The following is a 23079-nucleotide window of genomic DNA, read 5'->3' on the forward strand; positions in this document are numbered from 1 at the left end:
CAAGATAGTTATTCGGGAGACCCAAGAGCATCTCATGCTCAAAGGCACCGTTAGTTTAGCATCTAAATGCTCGAGGCTTGTCTATTTATAGACATACCACTCAGGCATTGCCTATTCAAAAGAACGTAAACTAAATTCAAATGGCGAAAGTCGAAGTAAAACAATTATTGGAAGCTGGTGTGCATTTTGGCCACCTTACACGAAAGTGGAACCCTAACATGGCGCCCTACATCTACATGGAGCGTAACGGGATTCACGTTATCAACCTTTACAAAACAGTTGCAAAATTAGATGAAGCCAACGAGGCTCTTCAAAAAATTGCTGCATCTGGACGAAAAATTCTTTTCGTTGCAACAAAAAAACAAGCTAAAGACATTGTTGCAGAGAAAGTAGCGAACGTAAACATGCCTTTCATCACAGAAAGATGGCCCGGTGGTATGTTGACCAATTTCGTTACCATTCGTAAAGCGGTAAAGAAAATGGCATCTATCGATCGTATGAAAAAAGACGGTACGTTCATGACATTATCTAAAAAGGAGCGTCTTCAAGTAGACCGTCTTCGTGCTAAACTAGAAAAGAACTTAGGTTCTATTTCTGACATGACACGTCTACCTGGTGCATTGTTCATTGTTGATACTATGCGTGAGCACATTGCCGTTAAGGAAGCTCAAAAATTGAACATTCCTATTTTTGCAATGGTTGATACAAACTCAGACCCAAGAGATGTTGATTATTTGATTCCATCTAACGATGATGCTTCAAAATCCATCGATATTATTATGACTCAAGTAACCAATGCAATCGCAGAAGGTCTTGCTGAGCGTAAATCTGAAAAACAATCAGGTAAAGAAGGTGCTGAAGAAACCAAAAAAGAGCAACCAAAGAAAGAAGTAGCAAAAGAAGCTCCTAAAGCAGAAGCTCCTAAAGCAGAAGCTCCAGCTGCTACAGAATCTGTTGATCTTACAAAAATTGAAGGTGTAGGACCAAAAGCTGCCGAAGCTTTGGTAAACGCCGGTTTTGACTCTTACGCTAAATTAGCCGAAGGTGACCCTGAAAAAATCAAGGAAATCCTTACAGAGGCTAGCTCTAGAATGGCCCACCTTGACCCAACTTCATGGCCAAAGCAAGCTCAAATGGCTGCTGATGGTAAATGGGACGAGCTTAAAGAATGGCAAGATAGTGTTAAAGGAGGCGTAGAATAAGTTCTGCCACCTTATTGCAAACAATAATAATAACATAACATTTGCTTTAAGATAGAGCTGAAATTACACTCTATCTTAGAGCAAATTGAAAAATAGCACAGAAAATGGCAAAAATTACAGCCGCAGAAGTAAACAAATTAAGAAAAGCAACTGGCGCAGGAATGATGGACTGCAAAAACGCTTTGGTTGAAGCTGATGGAGATTTTGACAAGGCAATTGACGTTCTTCGTAAGAAAGGTCAAAAAGTAGCCGCAAAAAGAGCCGACAGAGAATCATCGGAAGGTGCTGCTGTTTCTAAATTGAATGCAGATCAAACCGCTGGTGTAGCAATCGTTCTAGGTTGTGAAACTGATTTTGTTGGAAAAAACGAAAACTTCCTAGCTTTAGCAAACCAACTTGCGGAAATAGCTTTAAACTATGACTCTAAAGAAGCTCTTTTAGATGCGGATTTTGGAGGAATGAGCGTTGCCGATAAATTAGTTGAGCAAACAGGAGTTATTGGTGAAAAGCTAGAAATCACTGCTTTTGAAAAACTAGAGGCTCCTTACGTTGGAACATATGTTCACATTAACAAGATTGCTGCTTTAGTTGGCCTATCCGCCAAAGTAGAGTCTGCTGACGTGTTGGCAAAAGACCTTTCTATGCAAGTTGCTTCAATGGGAGCTACTACATTATCTTACAAAGATTTTGACCCTGCATTTGTTGCTGCAGAAACAGAAGCTAGAATTGCCGTTATAGAAAAAGACAATGAAGAATTAGGCCGTTTAGGTAAAACCCTTAAAAACGTTCCTCAGTTCATTTCAATGTCTCAATTAACTGATGAAGTTATAGCCAAAGCAGAAGAAGATGCTAAAGCTCAACTTAAAGCTGAAGGCAAACCAGAGCAAATTTGGGATAAAATCCTTCCAGGTAAAATGGAAAGATTTGTTTCGGATAACACTACTTTAGATCAAGAACAATGTTTATTAGATCAAAATTTCATTAAAGATGAAAAAATAAGCGTTGCAAAGTATGTTGAATCTTACGGAGATGTTCATGTTACAGGCTTTAAGCGTGCAACAGTAGGATAAATCAGAGATTAAACCTTATATAAAACCCGGTCTAACAAATGATGTTAGACCGGGTTTCTTTTTTTCCCAATCTATTTCTCTTTTACACGAACAAAAGTTACAGACAACTTCCCATCAATTACAAAGTCCGTTTTAAAACAAAAAGAGCGCTACTGAGAAAGTAGCGCTCTTTGTTTATACTTATTGAAAAACCACCTTATTTCCCTTTCATCCAAATCTCCCTTAGCTTAACGGCATCTGCACTAGCATCTGCAATTGGAGTTATCGTTTCAATACTTAAAGTTGGATTACCAACCTTACCTTCTAACTCAAATTCTTCTTCTCCTCGTTTAACCGTCATTTTAATCTCAGTATCCGGAGACCACGCAAAACTCTGCCCTATAATAGACCTTATGGACGCTAAAGTAATTGGCGTACCGTTAATACTCTTTATAACATCGCCTCCCTGAGTCTGTAAGTCATTAAAGAAGCTATTTAACTGTATTCCTTTTCGTATAAAAACTACATTTTCATCGCCTTGCTCAACATCAATAAAAGGATTATCCCCATCTAAAAAATATCCAGTCTCCTGCTCAACCAAAGCGGTTTTTAACCCAACTTTTTTCAAGTAATCGTTGTAATTAATCGGGGTATTACCAATAACATGGGTATCAAAAAAAACACGGATTTCAGGATAGGTCATAGCTACAATTTCATCTATAAGCTCATCATCTTTAAACGGCGTGTTGTTACCATACTTCTTAGTTAACTCCTTCATCAACCATAACACACCTTTCTCTCCATTACTAAGCTCCCTCAATTGAATATCTAACGCCATGTTAATCAAAGTACCCTTTTCATAAACATTCGCATAGTTCTTTTCATAAGGCTCTACCAGAATGTTCTTACTCATTTCGGTAAAAGACATATCATCATCATAAGCTTTTGCATTATTTATCTTACCCATCATACGCTCATAGAAATCCGCCTCATCAATAAGCCCTTGTTGAATCTGAAAAAGATTGGCGAAGTATTCCGTGGTTCCCTCGTACATCCATAAATGCTGAGACATTTTAGGGTCGTTGAAGTCAAAATATTGCACCTCTTCGGAGTGCACATTTAACGGTGTAACGATGTGAAAAAACTCGTGAGAAACCACATCTACCATTGCCTGCTCCAATCTATCCTTTGTCATTGCTTCAGGCAAAACAACCACCGTAGAGGTATGGTGCTCCAATGCCCCAAAACCGGAAGCATCATCAGCTTCCATAGTTGACAAATACAATAGGATGTTATAAATTTTGGTTCCATTGATCTCTCCCAAAAATGTCTTCTGGGCTCCCATCATTTTCTCCATACGATCTCTTAGGCTCAATGCAGAATAAATTCCGCTTGGAGAGTAAACACTTAATGTAACCGTTATACCATTTATCTCAAAAGTCTCCGTATTTGGTTTGGCATAAAGAATAGGGTTGTCAATTACATCAAAATACCTATCCGCCGTAAAAACATCAACGTTTGCAACTGGAGACTCCAGTTTCTTGGGAGTTAAAGACGTTGTAGCCTGCAGTGCTTCTGGCCTTGAAATAGACAATTCATAAGGCACCTCCTTAAGTCCACCAAAATAACCAACAAAACCGTGTAGGTTGAGCATAAAGGTTTTACCCGCTATAATATTTGTTCCGGAAGGAGAAAAAACCTTATCCTTTACCTCCCCTTCCGTATCGTAGGTGTCATTTACATAATACGTAACTTTATCCAAGTTTCTTCCGTTGGAAATCGTCCATGTGTTATCATCCTTTTTAGAGAAAGCCAGCTCCTTTCCATCGTAATCCAAAGCCTTGAAGCCTTCAATATATTGGCCATAATTATCCGTACTGTAGGTACCAGGAACGGTTTTTGGTATAAAAAAAGACACTTCATCTGTGGTGAAAGCACCAGCATCTACCGTAACAGCAACTTTATCATCAACCACGTTCTTTAAATCCAAAACCGCCAAAACCGGAGTCTTATCCGCAGTAAGCAGATTCTTTGTTGCCCCACAACCGGCCAATAATATAGTTACGGCCAGTAAACTTAATTTTCTCATCGTATATATTTTAACACTCATATGTAAGTAATACCCCTATTTTTAGAGGATTACAAGGATATAAAATTTACTAGAATCCTGCACCATTATTAGGAAATAATTAAGCTTCGCTTTATCTACCACTTCAAAAACCAACCCTAAGATTTTTTGATTATTTTTGCCTCAACGAAATACTAGCCATGCAATACAAAAGAATTCTCTTAAAACTTAGCGGTGAAGCCCTAATGGGTGAAAAGCAATACGGAATAGACTCTAAACGTCTAGCCGAATATGCAGAAGAAATTAAAGAAGTAGCACAGAAAGGTGTAGAAATTGCCATAGTAATTGGTGGAGGAAACATTTTTAGAGGACTTACTGGAGCCGCAACCGGGATGGATCGGGTACAAGGCGACCATATGGGCATGCTAGCTACAGTTATAAACGGGCTTGCACTGCAAAGTGCCTTAGAAATGCAGGGCGTACAAACGCGACTACAATCTGCCATTCAAATTAACGAAGTGGCCGAGCCTTTTATCAGAAGACGTGCCATGCGCCACTTAGAAAAGGGCCGCGTAGTAATTTTTGGAGGCGGAACGGGAAACCCTTATTTCACAACTGACTCCGCTGCCGTTTTGCGTGCTATAGAAATTGAGGCTGATGTAATTCTAAAAGGTACCCGTGTAGACGGCATCTATACATCTGACCCTGAAAAAGACAAAAACGCAACCAAGTTTGACACCATCTCTTTTGCAGACGTACTTTTAAAAGGCCTCAAAGTAATGGACACCACTGCGTTTACGTTAAGCCAAGAGAACGAACTGCCTATTGTAGTTTTTGACATGAACAAAAAGGGCAACCTAATTAAATTAGTAGAAGGCGAAAATATTGGTACTGTTGTAAATCTTTAGCCTTAATTTAGTTTTATTTGTCGCTTATATTATATTTGAATTATGAATGAAGATATACAGTTTATACTAGACTCCGCCAAGGAAAGTATGGATGCTGCCATGAGGCATTTGGAAAAAGAGTTTATGAAGATACGAGCTGGTAAGGCAAGTCCGGCCATGCTTTCTTCTGTAATGGTAGAATACTATGGTTCTCAGACACCACTTTCTCAAGTAGCTAACATAAATACTCCCGATGGACGTACTATTTCTGTGCAACCTTGGGAAAAGAATATGTTACAGGAAATTGAAAAAGCCATTATGAACTCCAACCTAGGCTTCAACCCTATGAACAATGGCGACTTTGTAATCATTAATGTACCGCCATTAACCGAGGAACGAAGAATTCAATTAACAAAACAGGCCAAAGCCGAAGCGGAAGATGCTAAAGTAGGCATCCGCAGCGCTCGCCAAGATGCTAATAAGGAAATTCGTGATTTGAGCGATGTTTCCGAAGACTTGCAGAAAAACGCAGAAGTTGATGTTCAGGCACTTACAGACAAGTACATAAAAAAGGTAGATGCCTTTTTGGTAGTAAAAGAAGCGGAAATTATGAAGGTTTAACCTCCCGGTTTCCAATAGTATTAAAAAAGCAGCCTTAGTGGCTGCTTTTTTAATTTAGCTCCATACGTTAATTAAATATTACATTTTAGGAACAGACCTAATCATTCTATACCTTTGCGCTCGGAAAAATCGAACGATGGCAGCCAAACTTAAACAAGGTTTTTGGGAGAAGACAGCAAGTATAATCCTCCGAAATCGTATTTTGATACTTATTTTAATCGTTGCATTTACGGTTTTCTTGGGTATGCAATGGAAGAATATGCGCTTCAGCAACACTCAGGCCAACCTTCTTCCGGATGACCACCCTGTTAACTTGGAGTATCGTGATTTCCTTAAACAGTTTGGTGAAGAAGGCAACGCCATAGTTTTTGCCATTCACGATTCTACCCTCTTTACCCCTACCAACATAAACAGATGGAACAAATTCAGCAAACAGCTTGCTGCATTTCCTGAGATAGATTTTGTACTCTCTTTAGATAATCTTCAAGAACTAAAAAAGGACAACGAAAATCAAAAGTTTGTTCTTAAGCCGCTCATTAGCTCCAAGGTTAAGACCAAAAAAGAAATAGATAGTATAAAAAACCACCTGTTTAACGACCTACCTTTCTATGACAACTTGCTCTTTAACAAAGAAAGCGGTACGGTCAGAACTATAGCAAACTTAGATGGGGATATTGTAAATACGAGTGTCCGAAAAGATTTTATCCTTGAAGACCTTAACCACCTGATAGAAAACTTTGAATCTGAGACCGGACTGGATGTTCGTGTTTCAGGTATGCCCTATATTAGGACCATGAACTCCCAAAACATCATAGATGAAATTGGGAAATTTATCCTAGCCGCCCTAGGTGTTACCTCACTGATCTTCTTTTTCTTCTTTAGAAGTTTCCGGGCAACTTTCATTTCTATGTGCGTGGTTATAATTGGGGTAATGTGGGCCTTTGGTATTTTAGGCCTCTTACAGTATGAGATAACGGTTCTTACCGCTTTAATCCCACCGCTGATTATCGTTATAGGTATCCCTAACTGTATCTTCTTAATCAATAAATATCAGCAAGAAGTCAAAAAACACGGTAACCAAGCCTTATCGCTACAGCGCGTTATATCCAAGATCGGTAACGCCACTTTAATGACCAATATGACCACTGCGTCCGGTTTTGCAACGTTCATTATAACGGACAGTAAGTTACTTAAGGAATTTGGTATTGTAGCATCCATCAACATCATTGGTATATTTATACTATCGCTACTCATAATCCCCATTATTTACAGCTTTTTATCGCTTCCTAAAACAAGGCACTTAAAACACCTTAACAAGCGCTGGATAGATGCTTTTGTAAATTGGATGGAACGCATTGTTAGGGAACGTAGAATTGCGGTTTACATCGTTTCTTTGATTCTTCTTATTACCAGTATAATTGGAATCTATCAAATTGAAATTTCGGGAAGCCCTATAGAGGACATGCCCAAAAACGCTCAATTTTTTAAGGATATTCGTTTTTTTGAAAAGGAGTTTGACGGTATCATGCCCGTTGAAATCGTAGTGGATACAAAAAGGCCAAAAGGAGTTTTAAAACCGGCCAACCTAAAACGCATAGACAAATTAAGTGAGGTAATTACTGAAATCCCTGAACTTTCAAAGCCCATCTCGGTAGTAAATTTGGTCAAATATTCAAAACAGGCCTTTTACAATGGTATTCCAAAATATTATCAGTTACCTACTTCACAGGAAAACAACTTTATAATGAAAGTTGCCCAAAATTCCGACGGAAATGGAAACCTATTGAAAAACTTTGTGGACAGCACAGGTCAAACAGCGCGTATCACCACCTTTATGCAAGACGTAAAAACGGATCGCATGGAGCAAATTGAAGAAAGACTAAACGAGAATATCAATAAATTTTTCCCTGCAGACCGCTATAACGTTTATATGACGGGAAGCGCATTGCTATTCTTAAAAGGCACAAAATATCTCGTAAAAAACCTAATTCTATCCCTAGCATTCGCGATTTTCTTGATTGCCTTATTTATGGCCTATCTTTTTAGGTCGTTCCGGATGATTGTTATTTCACTCATTCCAAACCTACTACCGTTGGTCGTGACCGCCGGTATTATGGGATTTGTAGGTGTACCCATCAAACCTTCTACCATACTGGTATTTAGCATTGCTTTTGGTATTTCCGTGGATGACACCATTCACTTCTTGGCCAAATACAGGCAAGAGCTGATAGCCAATAGATGGCAGATTAAAAAATCAGTATACGCGGCCTTACGTGAAACTGGAGTAAGTATGTTCTATACATCCATCGTACTTTTCTTTGGGTTTTCGGTTTTTATCATTTCAAACTTTGGTGGAACCGTAGCTTTGGGCGCCTTAGTTTCTGCCACGTTAATGTTCGCTATGTTAGCTAACCTTATCCTCCTTCCTTCCCTATTATTGTCTCTGGAAAGGAATATTGCGAGTAAAAAAATCTTGAAAAAGCCTCAAATAGACATTCTTCCGCAAGGCGAAGACGATGTAACTAAAAATTGAGGTTGATTTAAACCGTTAGAAGTATTGATTCTTTTCTCAAAAACTTATCTTTGCGCTTCAATTTTCAAGTGACTTAGATGAACTCGTATAGCGTAAAAGAACTACTTTCAGAAAACCTCTTACTACAAGAAGTAACTATAAACGGATGGGTAAAAGCATTCCGAAGCAATCGCTTTATAGCCCTGAACGATGGGTCTACTATTAACAACCTGCAATGTGTTGTAGATTTTGAATCGTTTGACGAGAGCGTCTTAAAACAAATTAACACCGGAGCAGCTGTAAAGATTACGGGTACTTTGGTGGAAAGTCAAGGAAAAGGCCAGAAAGTTGAAATTCAGGTAAGCGACCTAGCCGTTCTTGGTGCCGCAGACCCGGAAACCTATCCTATTCAACCTAAAAAGCACTCATTAGAGTTTTTGAGGGAAAAAGCACATTTGCGCATACGTACCAATACGTTTGCTGCCATAATGAGGGTTCGTTCCGCATTGTCTTTTGCCATTCACCAGTATTTTCAACAAAACGGATTCAACTATTTTCATGCACCTATCATAACAGGTTCCGATGCCGAAGGTGCGGGAGAAATGTTTAAAGTAACAACTCTAGATAGCAAGAAACCACCATTGACCGAAGATGGCGAAATCAATTATAAAGAGGATTTCTTTGGAAAGGAAACCAATTTAACGGTTTCCGGACAGCTTGAAGCGGAAACGTATGCTATGGCATTGGGCAAGGTATATACTTTTGGCCCCACTTTTCGCGCAGAGAACAGTAACACATCTAGACATTTGGCAGAATTTTGGATGATAGAGCCGGAAATGGCTTTCTTTGACCTTAACGATAACATGGATCTTGCCGAAGATTTTATAAAAAACGTTATAAAATACGTTTTGGAAAACTGCCAAGACGACCTTGAATTTTTGGAAAAACGTCTTTTAGACGAGGAAAAAACTAAGCCACAGGCAGAACGAAGTGAAATGCCGCTGATTGAAAAGTTGAAATTTGTATCGGAGAACAGCTTCAAACGCGTAAGTTATACCGAAGCCATAGATATTCTAAGAAACAGCAAACCCAACAAGAAGAAAAAATTCCAATATCCTATAAACGAATGGGGTGCCGATTTACAAAGTGAGCATGAACGTTTCTTGGTAGAGAAACATTTTAAGTGCCCGGTTATTTTATTTGATTATCCTGCCAAAATAAAAGCGTTCTACATGCGCTTAAACGAAGATGGCAAGACCGTACGTGCCATGGATATACTTTTTCCCGGAATTGGCGAAATTGTAGGTGGTTCTCAACGTGAGGAGCGCCTAGACGTCCTAAAAGAAAAAATGGCCGCTCTAGGGATAGATGAGGAAGAACTATGGTGGTATCTAGACCTTAGAAAGTTTGGTAGTGCCGTTCATAGTGGTTTTGGTCTTGGATTTGAGCGTTTGGTACTTTTTGCTACGGGCATGGGTAATATTCGTGATGTAATTCCTTTTCCACGAACTCCCCAAAATGCAGAATTTTAGTTAGAAATAGTTATCTTAGAAGGCAAGCTATATTAGTCCTAAATGCTAAAACAACACTTACAGTTTAAATTATCGCAGAAGCTATCTCCTCAGCAGATACAGCTAATGAAGTTGATTCAGTTGCCTACTCAGGCTTTTGAACAGCGACTAAAGCAAGAGCTAGAGGAAAACCCTGCATTGGAAAGCGGCAAGGAAGATTTAGACGCAATGGACGATGAGTTTGCGGACACTTACGAAAATGAAGATTCGGATAGTGAAATCATTTCCGCGGAAGACATCAATATTGATGACTATTTAAGTGATGATGAAATACCGGACTACCGAACCAAAGCCAACAACTATAGCTCGGACGACGAGGAAAAAAACGTCCCCTACGCGGCGGGCACTTCATTCAATCAATATTTACTAAACCAACTTAACACGGTTTACTTAAATGATGAAGAATGGAGTATTGCCGAATTTTTAGTTGGGAGTGTAGATGAAAGTGGCTACATCCGTAGACCGATAGCCGATATTACGGACGACCTAGCTTTCACTCAGAATATCTATACTGACGAAGAAACAATTGAAAAGGTTTTAAAGTTGGTTCAAAAACTAGACCCTCCGGGCGTTGCGGCCCGTTCGCTTGAAGAATGCCTTATCATTCAACTAAAACGAAAAGAAACTACTCCAAGTGTTGAACTCGCCATCACTATTCTTGAAAAGTCTTTTGAGCAGTTCACCAAAAAGCATTATAAGAAGCTTATTCAGAAGTACAATATTTCTGAAGAACAACTTAGAGATGCTATTTCCGAAATTGAGAAACTAAACCCAAAACCTGGGGGCTCTTATTCCGGAAACAACAGGATGATAGAGCATGTCGTCCCCGATTTTTCCATTCGCATTGTAGATGGGGAACTAGAACTTACCCTTAACGGCAGAAATGCACCGGAGCTGCATGTCTCTAGGGAATACAACAACATGCTTAAAGGCTATAAAGACGCTAAGAAAAAATCAAAATCGCAAAAAGATACAGTCCTATTCATTAAGCAAAAATTAGACGCTGCCAAATGGTTCATAGATGCCATTAGACAACGGCAACAGACGCTTTTCATTACCATGAACTCTATCATGCACTACCAATCCGAGTACTTTCTTACCGGAGACGAGCGCAACCTTCGCCCAATGATACTAAAGGATATTGCAGATGAAATAGAAATGGATGTATCTACCGTATCCCGAGTTGCGAACAGCAAGTACGTTGATACCCCTTACGGCACCAAATTGATTAAAGAGTTTTTCTCAGAGTCAATGAAAAACGACCAAGGTGAGGATGTTTCTACCAAGGAAATCAAGAAAATTCTTGAAACGGTTATTGGCGAAGAATCCAAGAAAAAACCCCTTACAGACGACAAATTAGCAGCGATATTAAAAGAAAAAGGCTACCCTATAGCCCGTAGAACGGTTGCCAAATATAGAGAGCAGCTAGACATTCCTGTAGCACGATTGCGCAAACAAATTTAATGAAGGTTTTCTTAAAGGCTATATCCTACGTTTTTCACCCATTGTTCATTCCTGTAGCAGGAACTTTAGCCTACTTTCTAATTACGCCAAAATATAGCCCTATAGCCATTCAAAGTGCGAATGTCTTACCCATATTTATCTTAACGGTAATCATTCCTATAATCGTCTATTTTATACTTAAGAATTTAGGTTTGGTAACGAGTATTTTTATGTCATCTGCCAGGGAGCGTAGATACCCAATATACATTCACATTACTTTACTGCTATTCGTGGTTTACAAGGTTATTCCCAACACCAATATTGCTGAATTACACTTTTACTTTGTTGGACTCATAATCGCGTCTCTAACCACCCTAATTACGTTATTTTTTAAATTAAAAATAAGTATGCACCTCATGGGTATGGGGAGCTTGGTTATGTTTCTAACGGCACTAAGCATTCACTTTGAGGTAAACATAACCTTAGGGCTGAGCATATTTACATTGCTAACGGGACTGGTAGCTACTTCCAGACTATATCTCAAGACACACACAAGAGCAGAGATAATACTAGGATTTTTAGTTGGCTTTCTTTCGCAGCTAATGATTATACGCTTCTGGCTTTAAAACTTGGTCTATAAGATGTAGAAAATAAGCCCTATTCTAAGTGGTTTGGTATTTAAACTCTCGTTTCCTACTACCACATTATCGTTAAAAACCCCAGTTAAAGAATAATAGGCATGCAAGTTAAAGGTATTATATCCAAAGTTTAAGGTAAGTCCATATTGAAAGTCACGAATATCTTCATTATAAAAAGATATTTTACTAGTATCCACAGGCACCAACTTGGACCTTCCACCAAAAACATAGCCAAATTTCATCCCAGCATACAACCTCCAAAACTTATACTCAGAGGCTGTAGAGTTTCTCCAACGCACCTCAAAAGGCACCTCCAACATATGAGTTTCAATTTTATTACGCTCAAAGTCATTATCACTCTCAAGTATACTATACGAAATTCCCGAAGCTGTTTCCTCTGCTTTAAGATTGGAATAATAGGAATATACCCCATAACCAAACCCAAGCCCTAACGCGGTAGTACGACTATGATTTAAAGGGATATCCTTTATAAAACCCGCCTGCAGACCATAAGACAGGTTTCGCTGACTTACACCTTCTGGCTGATCTAAAAGAAAGTTATAGGTTATACCAATGTAAAATTGATCTTCAAAATATCTAGAATCAACGACTGTTGAATCTCCTACCACTTGACCATACATGCCATAGCAGCACATAAAAAACAGAATAACAACATAACGAATCATAACTCAAAATTAAGCAAATAAAAAGCGCCTCAGAAAAAATTCTGAGGCGCTTGTCATATAAGTTTAAGAAACGCTACTGCAAGTTATTAAAAGCATCTCCATCGTAAGTTGTATAGTTAACTTTCAATGCATTTACCTCTCTTAACTGTTGTTTAATATCAGATATTAAACCCATGTTAGCATTCTTATCTACTTTTAAAGCCGTTGTCAAAACATTTTGAAGTTCCTGTGGCTTCTTTGCTCTTTCTTGTAGAATATAATCACCTACATCAGAAGGAGAAGAAAACTTATCGTTCAATTGAATTCTAGCTTCCTTTCCAAATTGAGCTACATACTGAGACGTTGGCTCACCTACGTAAATATATATTACCCGGTCCTTCTTTTCCAATTTCTTGGTCTCACTAGCGTTAGGCAAAGTATTCTCTACTTTCAATGTGTTATCTTTCATAACCGTTACGGTCATAAAAAAGAATAAAAGCATAAATACAATATCAGGTAACGCAGCAGTATTTACCGCTGGTAAACCTCCGTCCTTTTTCTTTTTAAACTTTGACATATATTATTCTTTTATACTCTTAATTAATTGGATGATCCGGTCTCTGCCTCAGACAACTTCTGTGGAAATAAATCTTGTATCCTTTTAACCTTCTCCTTTAGATCCTCTTTTCTACCGGAATCAGTTTCTGGATTCAAATATTCAGCTTCCATATCAGTAAAATCTCTCTTATAAAGACGTTGAGCCTCACGGTTTCTTAAATCGTTGTAAGCCCCTACCAATTCGTTTTGAACCGTTATATAAGTGCTATACTTTGTCTCACGATCGTTCTTTAAAGAAATAATAGCTTTTGCCGGGTTATCAGATGACTCAGCGAGCCTCTTTCCTTGGCAGTAACTACAATATTCAGGAGAACCTGATGGTGCACCGCCGTTGTCCAAGAAAGCAACAGCCTTTTCTCTTAACTTTTTAATATCGGTAAGCTCATCTTCTACTAACAATTGACCATTACGGTTTATGTTAACGGTAAAGATGTTCTTTTCCTTAATTACCGGTGGCTCTTCCGTAGGCGGCTCAATAGGTGGCAACATACGATCCAAACCTGCATCCGTTTCAATGGTTGTGGTAACCAAGAAAAATATTAGTAGCAAGAATGCTATGTCTGCCATTGATCCGGCGTTTACCTCTGCTGGTCCTCCTCTTCTAGACATAATTTAGTTCTTTATTTATTTAATCATTTTTCTCACACCACCCCAAAGCATAGATCCTATAGCTACAAGAGTTAATATGAAAAATACATTTATGCCCGCTCCGATTTGCTTTATTTCAGATTCATCGGTAACTATACCTCTTTCGGCCATTTTTTCAATGCTAACATCTGTTCCGCTAGCCATTACAAAGCCAATCCCAACAACCAAAAGGAATCCAACAACTACAAATAGTGTTTTCTTCAAATTAGCTGGATTAGAAAATAGGTTTTTAAGAGCAAATACAAGACTGAACACTACCGCTATGCCTAATAGCAACCATGTAATAGCGAACATTGCATTAAGAGCTCCGTTGTCGACAGCCTCGGCAGCCGGCATTTCAGACTCTGGAAGCATGAACCACAAGGCAGCGCCTATCAAGCCCACAACAACCAATATAATCTTTACAATTTTGTGCATAATTTAAGGTATTACGTGTGCGACTTATTTTTTGTGATCCACCAACATATCTATCAAAACGATAGATGAATCTTCCATATCATTAACGATACTATCAATTTTTGCAATGATATAGTTATAGAAAATTTGAAGGATAATAGCAGTAATAAGACCAAATACCGTTGTTAATAATGCTACCTGGATATCACCTGCAATAAGAGATGCACTTAAGTTACCAACAGCACTAATTTTCTGGAAGGCCTGAATCATACCAATTACCGTACCCATGAAACCAAGCATTGGAGCAATAGCGATAAATAAAGACAACCAAGAAACGTTTTTCTCCAATTGACCCATTTGAACACCACCATAAGCTACAACAGCTTTTTCAGCAGACTCTACACTTTCTCCAGCTCTATCCAAACCCTGGTAGTAAATGGAAGCAACAGGTCCTTTAGTGTTTCTACAAACTTCTTTAGCAGCTTCAACACCACCCGATGCCAATGCATCTTCTACTTGTTGTCTTAGTTTGGCAGTATTTGTAGTTGCCATGTTCAAATAGATGATTCTTTCGATCGCTACCGCAAGACCAAGAATCAAACACAAAAGAACAATACCCATAAAGCCGGCACCACCTTGTATAAACATTTCTTTCAACACTTGGGTGAAACCTTTTTCAGCTTCAGCCGGGGCATCTTGCAGCATCATTGCTGTATTAGCCATTGCATTAACAGTATTTGTACTCATTACAAACAACCCGCCCACGGCTAGGATAGAGGATAATTTTTTCATTTGTTCAAACTTAAATTAGTTATTTAATAGGGTTAAAGATAAAAAAAAATCACAATAAAAAAAGTAAAACTTCGTTGCATCGGGGAAGTGGTTGCCAAATACTGAGCAAGACATTGAAACAGGTTTTCATACCCGTGTCCGTGCCCGAACGAATCAAGCATAGACCTCCATTTTGCATATAAAAATTAAACTTACAAATATTTCCAGTTCAAACTAATTTAAACTGAAAAATCTTTTTGTTCTGCAGAGAGGAAGGGATTCGAACCCTCGATACACTTTTGGTGTATACACACTTTCCAGGCGTGCGCCTTCGACCACTCGGCCACCTCTCTATTTTAAACCTGTCCTTTTCTACCTTTTTACAAAAACAGACCAGACAAGATCACCCTTTTTAAGGGGTGCCCAAATAACAAAAAAAATATTAGTTGATGAAATTAAAACTATTAATTTTCTTGAATCTCTCCACGTAGCGAAGTCTCAAATATACTCTTGAACAATTTTGGCGATACATTATTACCCAAAAGGTACATTAACTTGGCAATTGCAGCTTCGGTCGTAATGTCTTTACCATTAATAACTTGCAGCCGCTCCAACTGTTTACTTGTTTCATAACGCCCCATAGAAACACTACCTCCCGAGCATTGTGTAACATTTACAATATGAATATTATTTTCTTTTGCCTTTTCTAAAATATCTATGACCCAAGGCTCATTTGGCGCATTTCCGGCTCCATATGTTTCCAAAATTAAACCTTTTAATCCCGGAATAGCCACCACACTTTCCAAAACAGCAGACCCAATACCTGGAAAAAGCTTCAAAACCACAACATTGGTATCCATATTTTTATGGACCTTGAACCTTTTGCGCCTCACATAAGGTAGCAAATATTCTTCACTTACCTTTAAATGAACACCGGACTCAATCAATTCAGGGTAATTTAATGATGCGAACGCCTGAAAATGCTCCGCATTTATTTTGGTGGTACGATTGGCCCTGTACAATTTATATTCAAAATAAAGGCCTACCTCTTGCACTACAGGCCTTTTGTTTCGCTGCAAAGCCGCTATTTGAATGGACGTAATCAAATTTTCCTTTGCATCTGTCCGCAAATCCCCAATGGGCAATTGCGATCCGGTAAAAATGACCGGCTTGGCCAAATTTTCCAACATAAAACTTAATGCAGAAGCTGTATAACTCATAGTATCACTACCATGAAGTACCACAAACCCATCATGGGAATCATAATGACCCTCTACAATAGAAGCTATCTCTGCCCAATGCTTTGGGTTCATATTGGAAGAATCTATCGGTTCCTCAAAAGAAACGGAATCAATGGTACAATCCAACTGCTTTAACTCGGGTATATTCTTTAGTAATTTATCAAAATTAAATGCCTTAAGCGCCCCCGACTCATAATCCTTGACCATACCTATAGTACCGCCCGTGTATATTAAAAGGATGTTACTTTTATCTCCCAAACCCTACATATTTATTTTTAAACTGAATAAACAGGACGTTTTAGACCCCAAATACCTGCTTTGAATTTTCTGTGGTGACATCTGCTATTAGCTCCGTAGACACATTATAAACATCGGCCAGTTTTTCAAGCACGTTCATAAGGTATGCACTTTCGTTTCGTTTTCCACGATAAGGTACCGGAGCCAGGTAAGGCGAATCGGTCTCCAAAACGATGTGCTCCAGGGGAATTTCAGCCAAAAACGTATCTATTTTTCCATTTTTGAAGGTAACCACACCACCAATACCCAGCTTCATATTGTAGGATATTGCTTTCTGGGCCTGTTCCAAATTCCCCGTAAAACAATGGAAAATTCCATGCAAATCATCTCCTTTCTCACTCTCCAAAACCGCAAAAACCTCATCAAAAGCATCACGACAATGGATAACAATGGGCAATTTATACTTTTTTGCCAACTGAATCTGCGCCCTAAAAGCGTTTTGTTGCTCCTTTAAAAAGGTTTTATCCCAAAACAAATCAATGCCAATTTCACCAACGGCATAAAAATTACGTTGCTCAAGCATCTCCTCTACATGGCCCAACTCTTCCTTGTAATTCTCTTTTACATGAGTTGGATGCAAGCCCATCATCAAAAAAATATGTTCCGGGTATGATTTCTCTAGCGCCAACATAGCACTTGTATAAGTTGAATCAATAGCTGGTATAAAAAACCGTTTTACACCAATGGCAATTGCCCTATCAATAGCAATTTCCCTATCCTCATCAAAAGCTTCACTGTATAAATGCGTATGGGTATCCGTTAGTATCATGCTGCAAAAATAGCCTTATCTTTGACAAAAAGAATACATGTCCTCTTTGAAAAGATTCCTACGAAAAAAAAAGTACACCCAAATCCCGTTAAAACTCACCAAAACCGATCACTTTGAAATTTCAGCCAAAATAAATGGTATTACCGGAAGATTCATTTTAGACACCGGAGCATCAAACACCTGTATTGGCATTGATAAAATAAAGCAATTTGGACTTGCCTCCGAAGCGTCTGAAATTAAAGCCGCAGGAGCGGGAGCCACGGATATGGAAACCCTTATATCTGACAAAAACAAAATTCAAATAGGCAACTGGAAAGCGAAAACATTAAAAATTGTACTTTTTGATTTAGTTCATGTAAACCAAGCCCTAACCGCACACAACAGTTTTCCGGTAGACGGAATCATAGGCGCAGATATCCTAAAGAAAGCAAAAGCAGTCATTGATTATGACAAATATTGTGTATATCTAAGAATGTAGGCAACGTACCCAAAAACGTAATTACGCAACAAGAAAAAACCCTAAAACTCTTTAACAGACTTAAGAGTTTTAGGGTTATATATTATAAGGAATAGTATTTGCTACATTTCCAAAGCCTTCTTAACATTACCATCCATTAATAATTCTTCTGGATTTTCCAATGCTTCCTTGATTGCTACCAAGAATCCTACAGATTCTTTTCCATCAATAATACGGTGGTCATAAGATACGGCCACATACATAATAGGCGCAATAGCAATAGCCCCATCTCTAACAATAGGTCTTTCCACAATGTTGTGCATTCCTAAAATGGCGCTTTGAGGTGGATTGATAATTGGCGTGGACAACATTGACCCAAAAACACCTCCATTAGTAATGGTGAATGTACCTCCGGTCATTTCATCTACAGTGATTTCACCTTCACGGGCACGAATAGCCAATCTTTTTACTTCTGCTTCAACCCCCCTAAAAGTAAGGTTCTCTGCATTTCTAATTACCGGAACCATTAATCCTTTGGGACCTGAAACCGCAATACTAATATCACAGAAATCATAGGAAACCATTTCCTTCCCATCTATCATTGAATTTACCGCCGGGTACATTTCCAATGCACGAACTACGGCTCTTGTAAAAAAGGACATAAAACCTAAACCTACACCATGCTTGGCTTTAAAATCATCCTTATATTGCTTTCTAAGTTCAAAAATAGCAGACATATCAACCTCGTTAAAGGTGGTAAGCATTGCTGTTTCGTTCTTAGCGGAAACCAAACGCTCCGCAACTTTTCTACGCAGCATAGACAGTTTTGAACGCGTCTCCCCCCTACTTCCCCCGGTAGGTGTACCCATAGAAGGAACAGCATTTACAGCATCATCCTTAGTAATACGCCCATCTTTTCCACTTCCTTTTACAGCAGAAGAATCGATACCTTTTTCACTCAATATTTTTCTAGCAGCAGGAGAAGCTACTCCTGAAGCATACGTTTCTTTTGCCTGTGCAGGTTGCGGCGCTTTTGCCTCTTCCTTTTTAGGCTCCGCTTTTTTATCTTCAGCTAAATCCTTTTCCGCAGCAGCCCCTTCCGGTTTTGCAGCATCTGTATCAATTAAACAAACTACGGCACCAACGGCAACAGCATCACCAACTTCGGCCTTTAGCGTAATAACCCCACTTTCTTCAGCAGGAAGTTCTAATGTAGCCTTGTCTGAATCCACCTCGGCAATGGCCTGGTCTTTTTCAACGTAATCACCATCTTCTACCAACCATTCCGCAATTTCTACTTCGGTGATAGATTCACCCGGAGATGGGACTTTCATTTCTAATATCATGCTATACTTATTTGCTGTGTTATCTTTACTATTAAAATCGCCTAAAACTTAATCGTTAGTAGGTTTAGGTATTGGTTTTGACATATTATTCTTTGTCTTATCGAATACATAATCAATTACTTGCTGATGTCTCATTTTTGAACGCACCGCACTACCGGCCGCTGGAGAAGCATAAAATCTTCTTGAAGCTACCCTGAATTTGTGCGAATCACTAAAATGCATCATCATATGACTCCAAGCCCCCATGTTTCTTGGCTCTTCCTGTGCCCACACCAAATCGTCCACCTTGTCATATTTTGCAATGATTTCCTTCATTTTTTCAGCCGGAAGCGGAAACAATTGCTCTACACGAACCAATGCCACATCTTCCCTATTCTGCTCTTCTTTTACCGCCAATAAATCATAATAAAATTTACCGGTACAGAATACAAGAGTCTTTACCTTTTCTACAGTTACGGAAGCATCATCTATAACTTCTTGAAAACTACCGGTTGCCAATTCATCTACGGACGAAACTGCCTTTGGATGCCTCAATAAACTTTTTGGCGTAAATATGATAAGAGGTTTTCTGAAATTAACTTTCATCTGCCTTCTTAAAATATGGAACATCTGAGCTGGAGTTGAAACATCTGCTATGTACATATTGTCCCTTGCACAAAGCTGCAAATATCTTTCCATACGAGCAGAGGAATGTTCCGCTCCTTGACCTTCATAACCATGTGGAAGCAACATTACCAATCCGTTCTGTAGTTTCCACTTATCTTCTGCCGCAGAGATATACTGGTCTATCATAATTTGGGCACCATTACTAAAATCCCCAAACTGCGCCTCCCAGATGGTTAATGTATTGGGACTGGCCATGGCATATCCATAATCAAAACCAACCACACCATACTCGGACAATAATGAGTTATAAATCTGAAACTTAGCTTGTTTATCACTAAGATGATTTAACAACATTACCTCTTCTTCACTCTCCTCCACCTTCATTACGGCATGTCTATGCGAAAAAGTACCACGTTCCACATCTTGACCGGACATACGCACACCATAGCCCTCTTGCAACAAAGTACCATAAGCTAATAATTCGCCCATAGCCCAATCTAGCTTATCGGTCTCGAAGAACATGTTTTTACGGTCTCTCACCAATTTCTCTACCTTACGCAAGAATTTCTTATCCTTTGGCAGTTGTGTGATTACCTTTGCCACCTTGGTAAGTTCCTCCTTATCAACAGTGGTATCCACTTTCTCCATCATCTCCCACTCACGAACATTGGAAAAACCTTTCCATTCGTCCGCCATAAAGGGAGTGATTTCCGTTTTATCTTCTTTACGGGAATCCACAAGCTCTTCTTCCAAAGAAGCCTTGTATTCCTCTTCTAATTTTTTTACATAGTCGGCCTCTATAATTCCTTCCGCCAACAATCTTTCCGCATATATATCACGCGGATTTTGATGCTTAGCTATAGCCTTGTACAATTTAGGTTGTGTAAAACGAGGCTCATCACCTTCATTATGACCATACTTCCTATACCCTAGCAAATCAATAAACACATCTCTATTAAAACGCATACGGTATTCCAGAGCAAAAAGTGAGGCATGCACCACAGCTTCTGCATCATCTGCATTTACATGCAGAACAGGACTTAAAGTAACTTTACCCACATCCGTACAGTAGGTAGACGTACGTGCATCTAAATAGTTTGTGGTAAAACCTATCTGGTTATTGACCACCATATGAATAGTTCCGTTGGTCTTATAGCCATCCAAATTAGCCATCTGAACCAACTCGTACACAAGACCTTGACCTGCAATAGCCGCATCACCATGCACAACTATTGGCAATACTTTTGAAAAGTCATCCGGAAAATGAGCATCTTGTTTTGCACGGGCTATACCCTCTACAACGGCACCAACGGTTTCCAAATGCGATGGATTGGGTGCAATGTTCATTTTTATTCTGTTACCGTTATCCGTTTTACGTTCGGACGTCCAGCCTAAATGGTATTTTACATCACCATCAAAAATCTCTTGCTCATAATCCTTACCATCAAACTCGCTAAAGATATCCTTTGCGGCTTTTCCAAAAATATTGGTAAGTACATTAAGTCTCCCCCTGTGGGCCATTCCCATAACAAACTGCTCTACACCAAGCTCGGCAGCACGCTCCACTACAGCATCCAAAGCAGGAATCAATGACTCATTACCTTCTAGGGAAAATCGTTTCTGACCTACATATTTAGTATGCAAAAAACCTTCGAACGAAACAGCCTGATTCAATTTTTTCAGAATCCGTCTTTTGTGCTCGGCATCAAATTTTGGGTGATTGTCATTTACGTTCAACCAATTCTGAATCCACTCAACACGCTCCGGTTTACGGATATACATATATTCAACACCAATAGCATCGCAATAAATATGTTGTAAATGATCAATAATTTCTTTTAGACTACTTGCTCCAATACCAATAATCTCACCGGCATTGAAAACCGTATCCATATCACCTTGTGAGAGTCCAAAGTTCTCAATATCCAGTGTAGGCTCATATTGTCTACGTTCGCGAACAGGGTTTGTTTTAGTAAACAAATGCCCTCGGCTACGGTAACCATCAATCAAGCGAATAACCTGAAACTCCTTTTGAAGCGACTCCGGCATTTGCTGTACAGCACCGCCCTGTGCGCCACTCTCAGCTATTAAAGCCTCAACATCCAACCCGTCAAGAGCAGATTCGGTTCCAAAATCGAAACCTTGAAAAAAGGCACGCCAACTAGGTTCTACACTGTCGGGATTGATAAGATACTTGTCGTATAATTCCGCAAAAAAAGAAGTATGAGCGGTATTTAGAAAGGAATATTTGTCCATAGAAGATTCTCTGTCATGCAAATAAATGGGTACAAAAATACAATATTTCCCATTTCTGGGATGTATCTTAGTATGCAATTTTGAAAAAATAAAGATAATGATTAAAAAACTTTATAAGATCCCAAAAAGTACTTTTTTAGGGTTATTTCTTATCGTTTTTGCATTAAATTGTTCCGCACAGAACACTTCTGCACCTTCAGACTTCTGGAATAACGTAAAATTTGGAGGCGGGCTAGGTTTTGGACTCACCAATGGCGGCTTTAATGCATCTGTCTCACCTAGTGCCATATATCAATTCAACAATCAATTTTCCAGTGGCGTTAGTTTAACGTTTAACTATGCCAAATTGAACAATGACAAAAGGTACGCTTATGGCGGCAGCATCCTTTCTTTGTACAACCCTTTACCATTTCTTCAAATTTCTGCTGAATTAGAGCAATTACGAATTAACCGATCAATTGCTATTAACGGTTTTCCTGATATTGAAGACAATTATTGGTCTCCGGCACTATTCCTAGGACTGGGATATACAGACCGGAATTTTACGCTTGGAATTAGCTACAACCTGCTCTATGATGACAATAAGAGTATTTATGCAAATGCCTGGCTTCCTTTTGTGAGGGTCTACTTTTAGGAGTACTTGCTTTTAAGCCATACCTTTTGTAGTTCTCTTTTTAATATGAGAAAGGCCACTTGATCCGCTACCTCAACTACATCGGTGACGGTTATTTCTTTAAAGGCCTTCTCCGGAACATCTACAATGTAGAGCAAATTGAGGTATTCAGAAAAACGCTCCATGATAAGGTGATATATTTTCTCCTTTAGAACACTTTTTAAACCCTCCGGATGTACATCTGGACTAAGGCCAATATGAATATTGGCCAGACCAAAATCCTTTATCAATTGGGCAACCAACTTTTTATAAAGGTCGTTCTTTTCTGCATTGGCAAGCAATTCTGTACTATTGGAAAAATTCAAAACCATAAATTAACTACGTTGTTGAGTGTAACGTTGGTTT

The 23079-nt window shown here is 39.0% G+C and carries 21 protein-coding genes and 1 tRNA gene; 10 read left to right on the forward strand and 12 right to left on the reverse strand.

Features of this window, described 5'->3' with window-relative positions; translation table 11 throughout:
• The first annotated feature begins 140 nt into the window (after positions 1-140).
• On the forward strand, positions 141-1202 hold the full coding sequence (rpsB, locus tag H9565_RS07205) for a 30S ribosomal protein S2 (protein WP_215438537.1): 1062 nt from the start codon (positions 141-143) through the stop codon (positions 1200-1202).
• A 104-nt stretch (positions 1203-1306) separates the two neighbouring features.
• Entirely contained in the window at positions 1307-2272 is a 966-nt protein-coding gene (gene tsf, locus H9565_RS07210; RefSeq protein ID WP_215438538.1) for a translation elongation factor Ts, read from the forward strand.
• 196 nt (positions 2273-2468) lie between these two features.
• On the opposite strand, the gene H9565_RS07215 is transcribed toward tsf, so the two are convergent.
• The gene (locus H9565_RS07215) at positions 2469-4340 is read right to left on the reverse strand and encodes a M61 family metallopeptidase (protein WP_215438539.1); all 1872 of its coding nucleotides are present in this window, start codon (positions 4338-4340) and stop codon (positions 2469-2471) included.
• A gap of 179 nt (positions 4341-4519) precedes the next feature.
• Between H9565_RS07215 and pyrH the strand changes: the two genes are divergently transcribed.
• The 6 genes from pyrH (at position 4520) to H9565_RS07245 (ending at position 11979) form a co-directional block, all read left to right on the forward strand.
• Complete coding sequence (gene pyrH, locus H9565_RS07220) at positions 4520-5227, forward strand: UMP kinase (RefSeq protein WP_215438540.1); 708 nt, start codon at positions 4520-4522, stop codon at positions 5225-5227.
• Positions 5228-5269: 42 nt separating this feature from the next.
• Complete coding sequence (frr, locus tag H9565_RS07225; protein WP_215438541.1) at positions 5270-5827, forward strand: ribosome recycling factor; 558 nt, start codon at positions 5270-5272, stop codon at positions 5825-5827.
• 136 nt (positions 5828-5963) lie between these two features.
• Positions 5964-8360, forward strand: a complete 2397-nt coding sequence (locus H9565_RS07230) for an efflux RND transporter permease subunit (RefSeq protein WP_215438542.1) — start codon at positions 5964-5966, stop codon at positions 8358-8360.
• Positions 8361-8437: 77 nt separating this feature from the next.
• A complete protein-coding gene (gene asnS, locus H9565_RS07235; RefSeq protein ID WP_215438543.1) occupies positions 8438-9871 on the forward strand; it encodes an asparagine--tRNA ligase in 1434 nt (477 codons plus the stop codon).
• Positions 9872-9913: 42 nt separating this feature from the next.
• On the forward strand, positions 9914-11374 hold the full coding sequence (gene rpoN, locus H9565_RS07240; RefSeq protein ID WP_215438544.1) for an RNA polymerase factor sigma-54: 1461 nt from the start codon (positions 9914-9916) through the stop codon (positions 11372-11374).
• The gene (locus tag H9565_RS07245; RefSeq protein WP_215438545.1) at positions 11374-11979 is read left to right on the forward strand and encodes a hypothetical protein; all 606 of its coding nucleotides are present in this window, start codon (positions 11374-11376) and stop codon (positions 11977-11979) included. The genes rpoN and H9565_RS07245 overlap by 1 nt, the downstream gene beginning before the upstream one ends.
• A gap of 8 nt (positions 11980-11987) precedes the next feature.
• On the opposite strand, the gene H9565_RS07250 is transcribed toward H9565_RS07245, so the two are convergent.
• The 8 genes from H9565_RS07250 to H9565_RS07285 form a co-directional block, all read right to left on the reverse strand.
• Positions 11988-12677 (reverse strand): porin family protein, encoded by a 690-nt coding sequence (locus H9565_RS07250; protein WP_215438546.1) that lies wholly within the window; start codon positions 12675-12677, stop codon positions 11988-11990.
• A gap of 73 nt (positions 12678-12750) precedes the next feature.
• Complete coding sequence (locus H9565_RS07255; RefSeq protein WP_215438547.1) at positions 12751-13233, reverse strand: ExbD/TolR family protein; 483 nt, start codon at positions 13231-13233, stop codon at positions 12751-12753.
• A gap of 23 nt (positions 13234-13256) precedes the next feature.
• Positions 13257-13883 carry an ExbD/TolR family protein gene (locus H9565_RS07260; protein WP_215438548.1) on the reverse strand — a complete coding sequence of 209 codons (627 nt, stop codon included), beginning with the start codon at positions 13881-13883 and terminating at the stop codon, positions 13257-13259.
• Between the two features lie 15 nt (positions 13884-13898).
• The gene (locus H9565_RS07265) at positions 13899-14339 is read right to left on the reverse strand and encodes a hypothetical protein (protein ID WP_215438549.1); all 441 of its coding nucleotides are present in this window, start codon (positions 14337-14339) and stop codon (positions 13899-13901) included.
• A 24-nt stretch (positions 14340-14363) separates the two neighbouring features.
• Positions 14364-15110 carry a MotA/TolQ/ExbB proton channel family protein gene (locus tag H9565_RS07270; RefSeq protein WP_215438550.1) on the reverse strand — a complete coding sequence of 249 codons (747 nt, stop codon included), beginning with the start codon at positions 15108-15110 and terminating at the stop codon, positions 14364-14366.
• Between the two features lie 244 nt (positions 15111-15354).
• A tRNA-Ser gene (locus H9565_RS07275) sits at positions 15355-15442 on the reverse strand.
• 111 nt (positions 15443-15553) lie between these two features.
• Entirely contained in the window at positions 15554-16588 is a 1035-nt protein-coding gene (locus H9565_RS07280; protein ID WP_215438551.1) for an asparaginase, read from the reverse strand.
• 40 nt (positions 16589-16628) lie between these two features.
• Positions 16629-17396, reverse strand: coding sequence for a TatD family hydrolase (locus H9565_RS07285; RefSeq protein ID WP_215438552.1), 768 nt, complete (start codon positions 17394-17396; stop codon positions 16629-16631).
• A 37-nt stretch (positions 17397-17433) separates the two neighbouring features.
• Here H9565_RS07285 and H9565_RS07290 point away from each other — a divergent pair, with 37 nt between their 5' ends.
• Complete coding sequence (locus H9565_RS07290) at positions 17434-17874, forward strand: retropepsin-like aspartic protease family protein (RefSeq protein ID WP_215438553.1); 441 nt, start codon at positions 17434-17436, stop codon at positions 17872-17874.
• A gap of 101 nt (positions 17875-17975) precedes the next feature.
• Here the strand turns inward: H9565_RS07290 and odhB are convergent, their stop codons facing one another.
• Together odhB and H9565_RS07300 are read right to left on the reverse strand one after the other, a co-directional pair.
• On the reverse strand, positions 17976-19199 hold the full coding sequence (gene odhB / locus H9565_RS07295; protein WP_215438554.1) for a 2-oxoglutarate dehydrogenase complex dihydrolipoyllysine-residue succinyltransferase: 1224 nt from the start codon (positions 19197-19199) through the stop codon (positions 17976-17978).
• A gap of 48 nt (positions 19200-19247) precedes the next feature.
• The gene (locus tag H9565_RS07300; protein ID WP_215438555.1) at positions 19248-22061 is read right to left on the reverse strand and encodes a 2-oxoglutarate dehydrogenase E1 component; all 2814 of its coding nucleotides are present in this window, start codon (positions 22059-22061) and stop codon (positions 19248-19250) included.
• A 97-nt stretch (positions 22062-22158) separates the two neighbouring features.
• On the opposite strand from H9565_RS07300, the gene H9565_RS07305 reads away from it, so the two are divergent.
• Positions 22159-22695, forward strand: coding sequence for an alpha-ketoglutarate decarboxylase (locus H9565_RS07305; RefSeq protein WP_246560365.1), 537 nt, complete (start codon positions 22159-22161; stop codon positions 22693-22695).
• Here the strand turns inward: H9565_RS07305 and H9565_RS07310 are convergent.
• Complete coding sequence (locus tag H9565_RS07310) at positions 22692-23045, reverse strand: hypothetical protein (protein ID WP_215438556.1); 354 nt, start codon at positions 23043-23045, stop codon at positions 22692-22694. The genes H9565_RS07305 and H9565_RS07310 overlap by 4 nt on opposite strands.
• Between the last annotated feature and the right edge of the window lie 34 nt (positions 23046-23079).

The sequence above is a fragment of the Zobellia russellii genome, assembly GCF_018728565.1.
GTDB lineage: Bacteria > Bacteroidota > Bacteroidia > Flavobacteriales > Flavobacteriaceae > Zobellia > Zobellia russellii.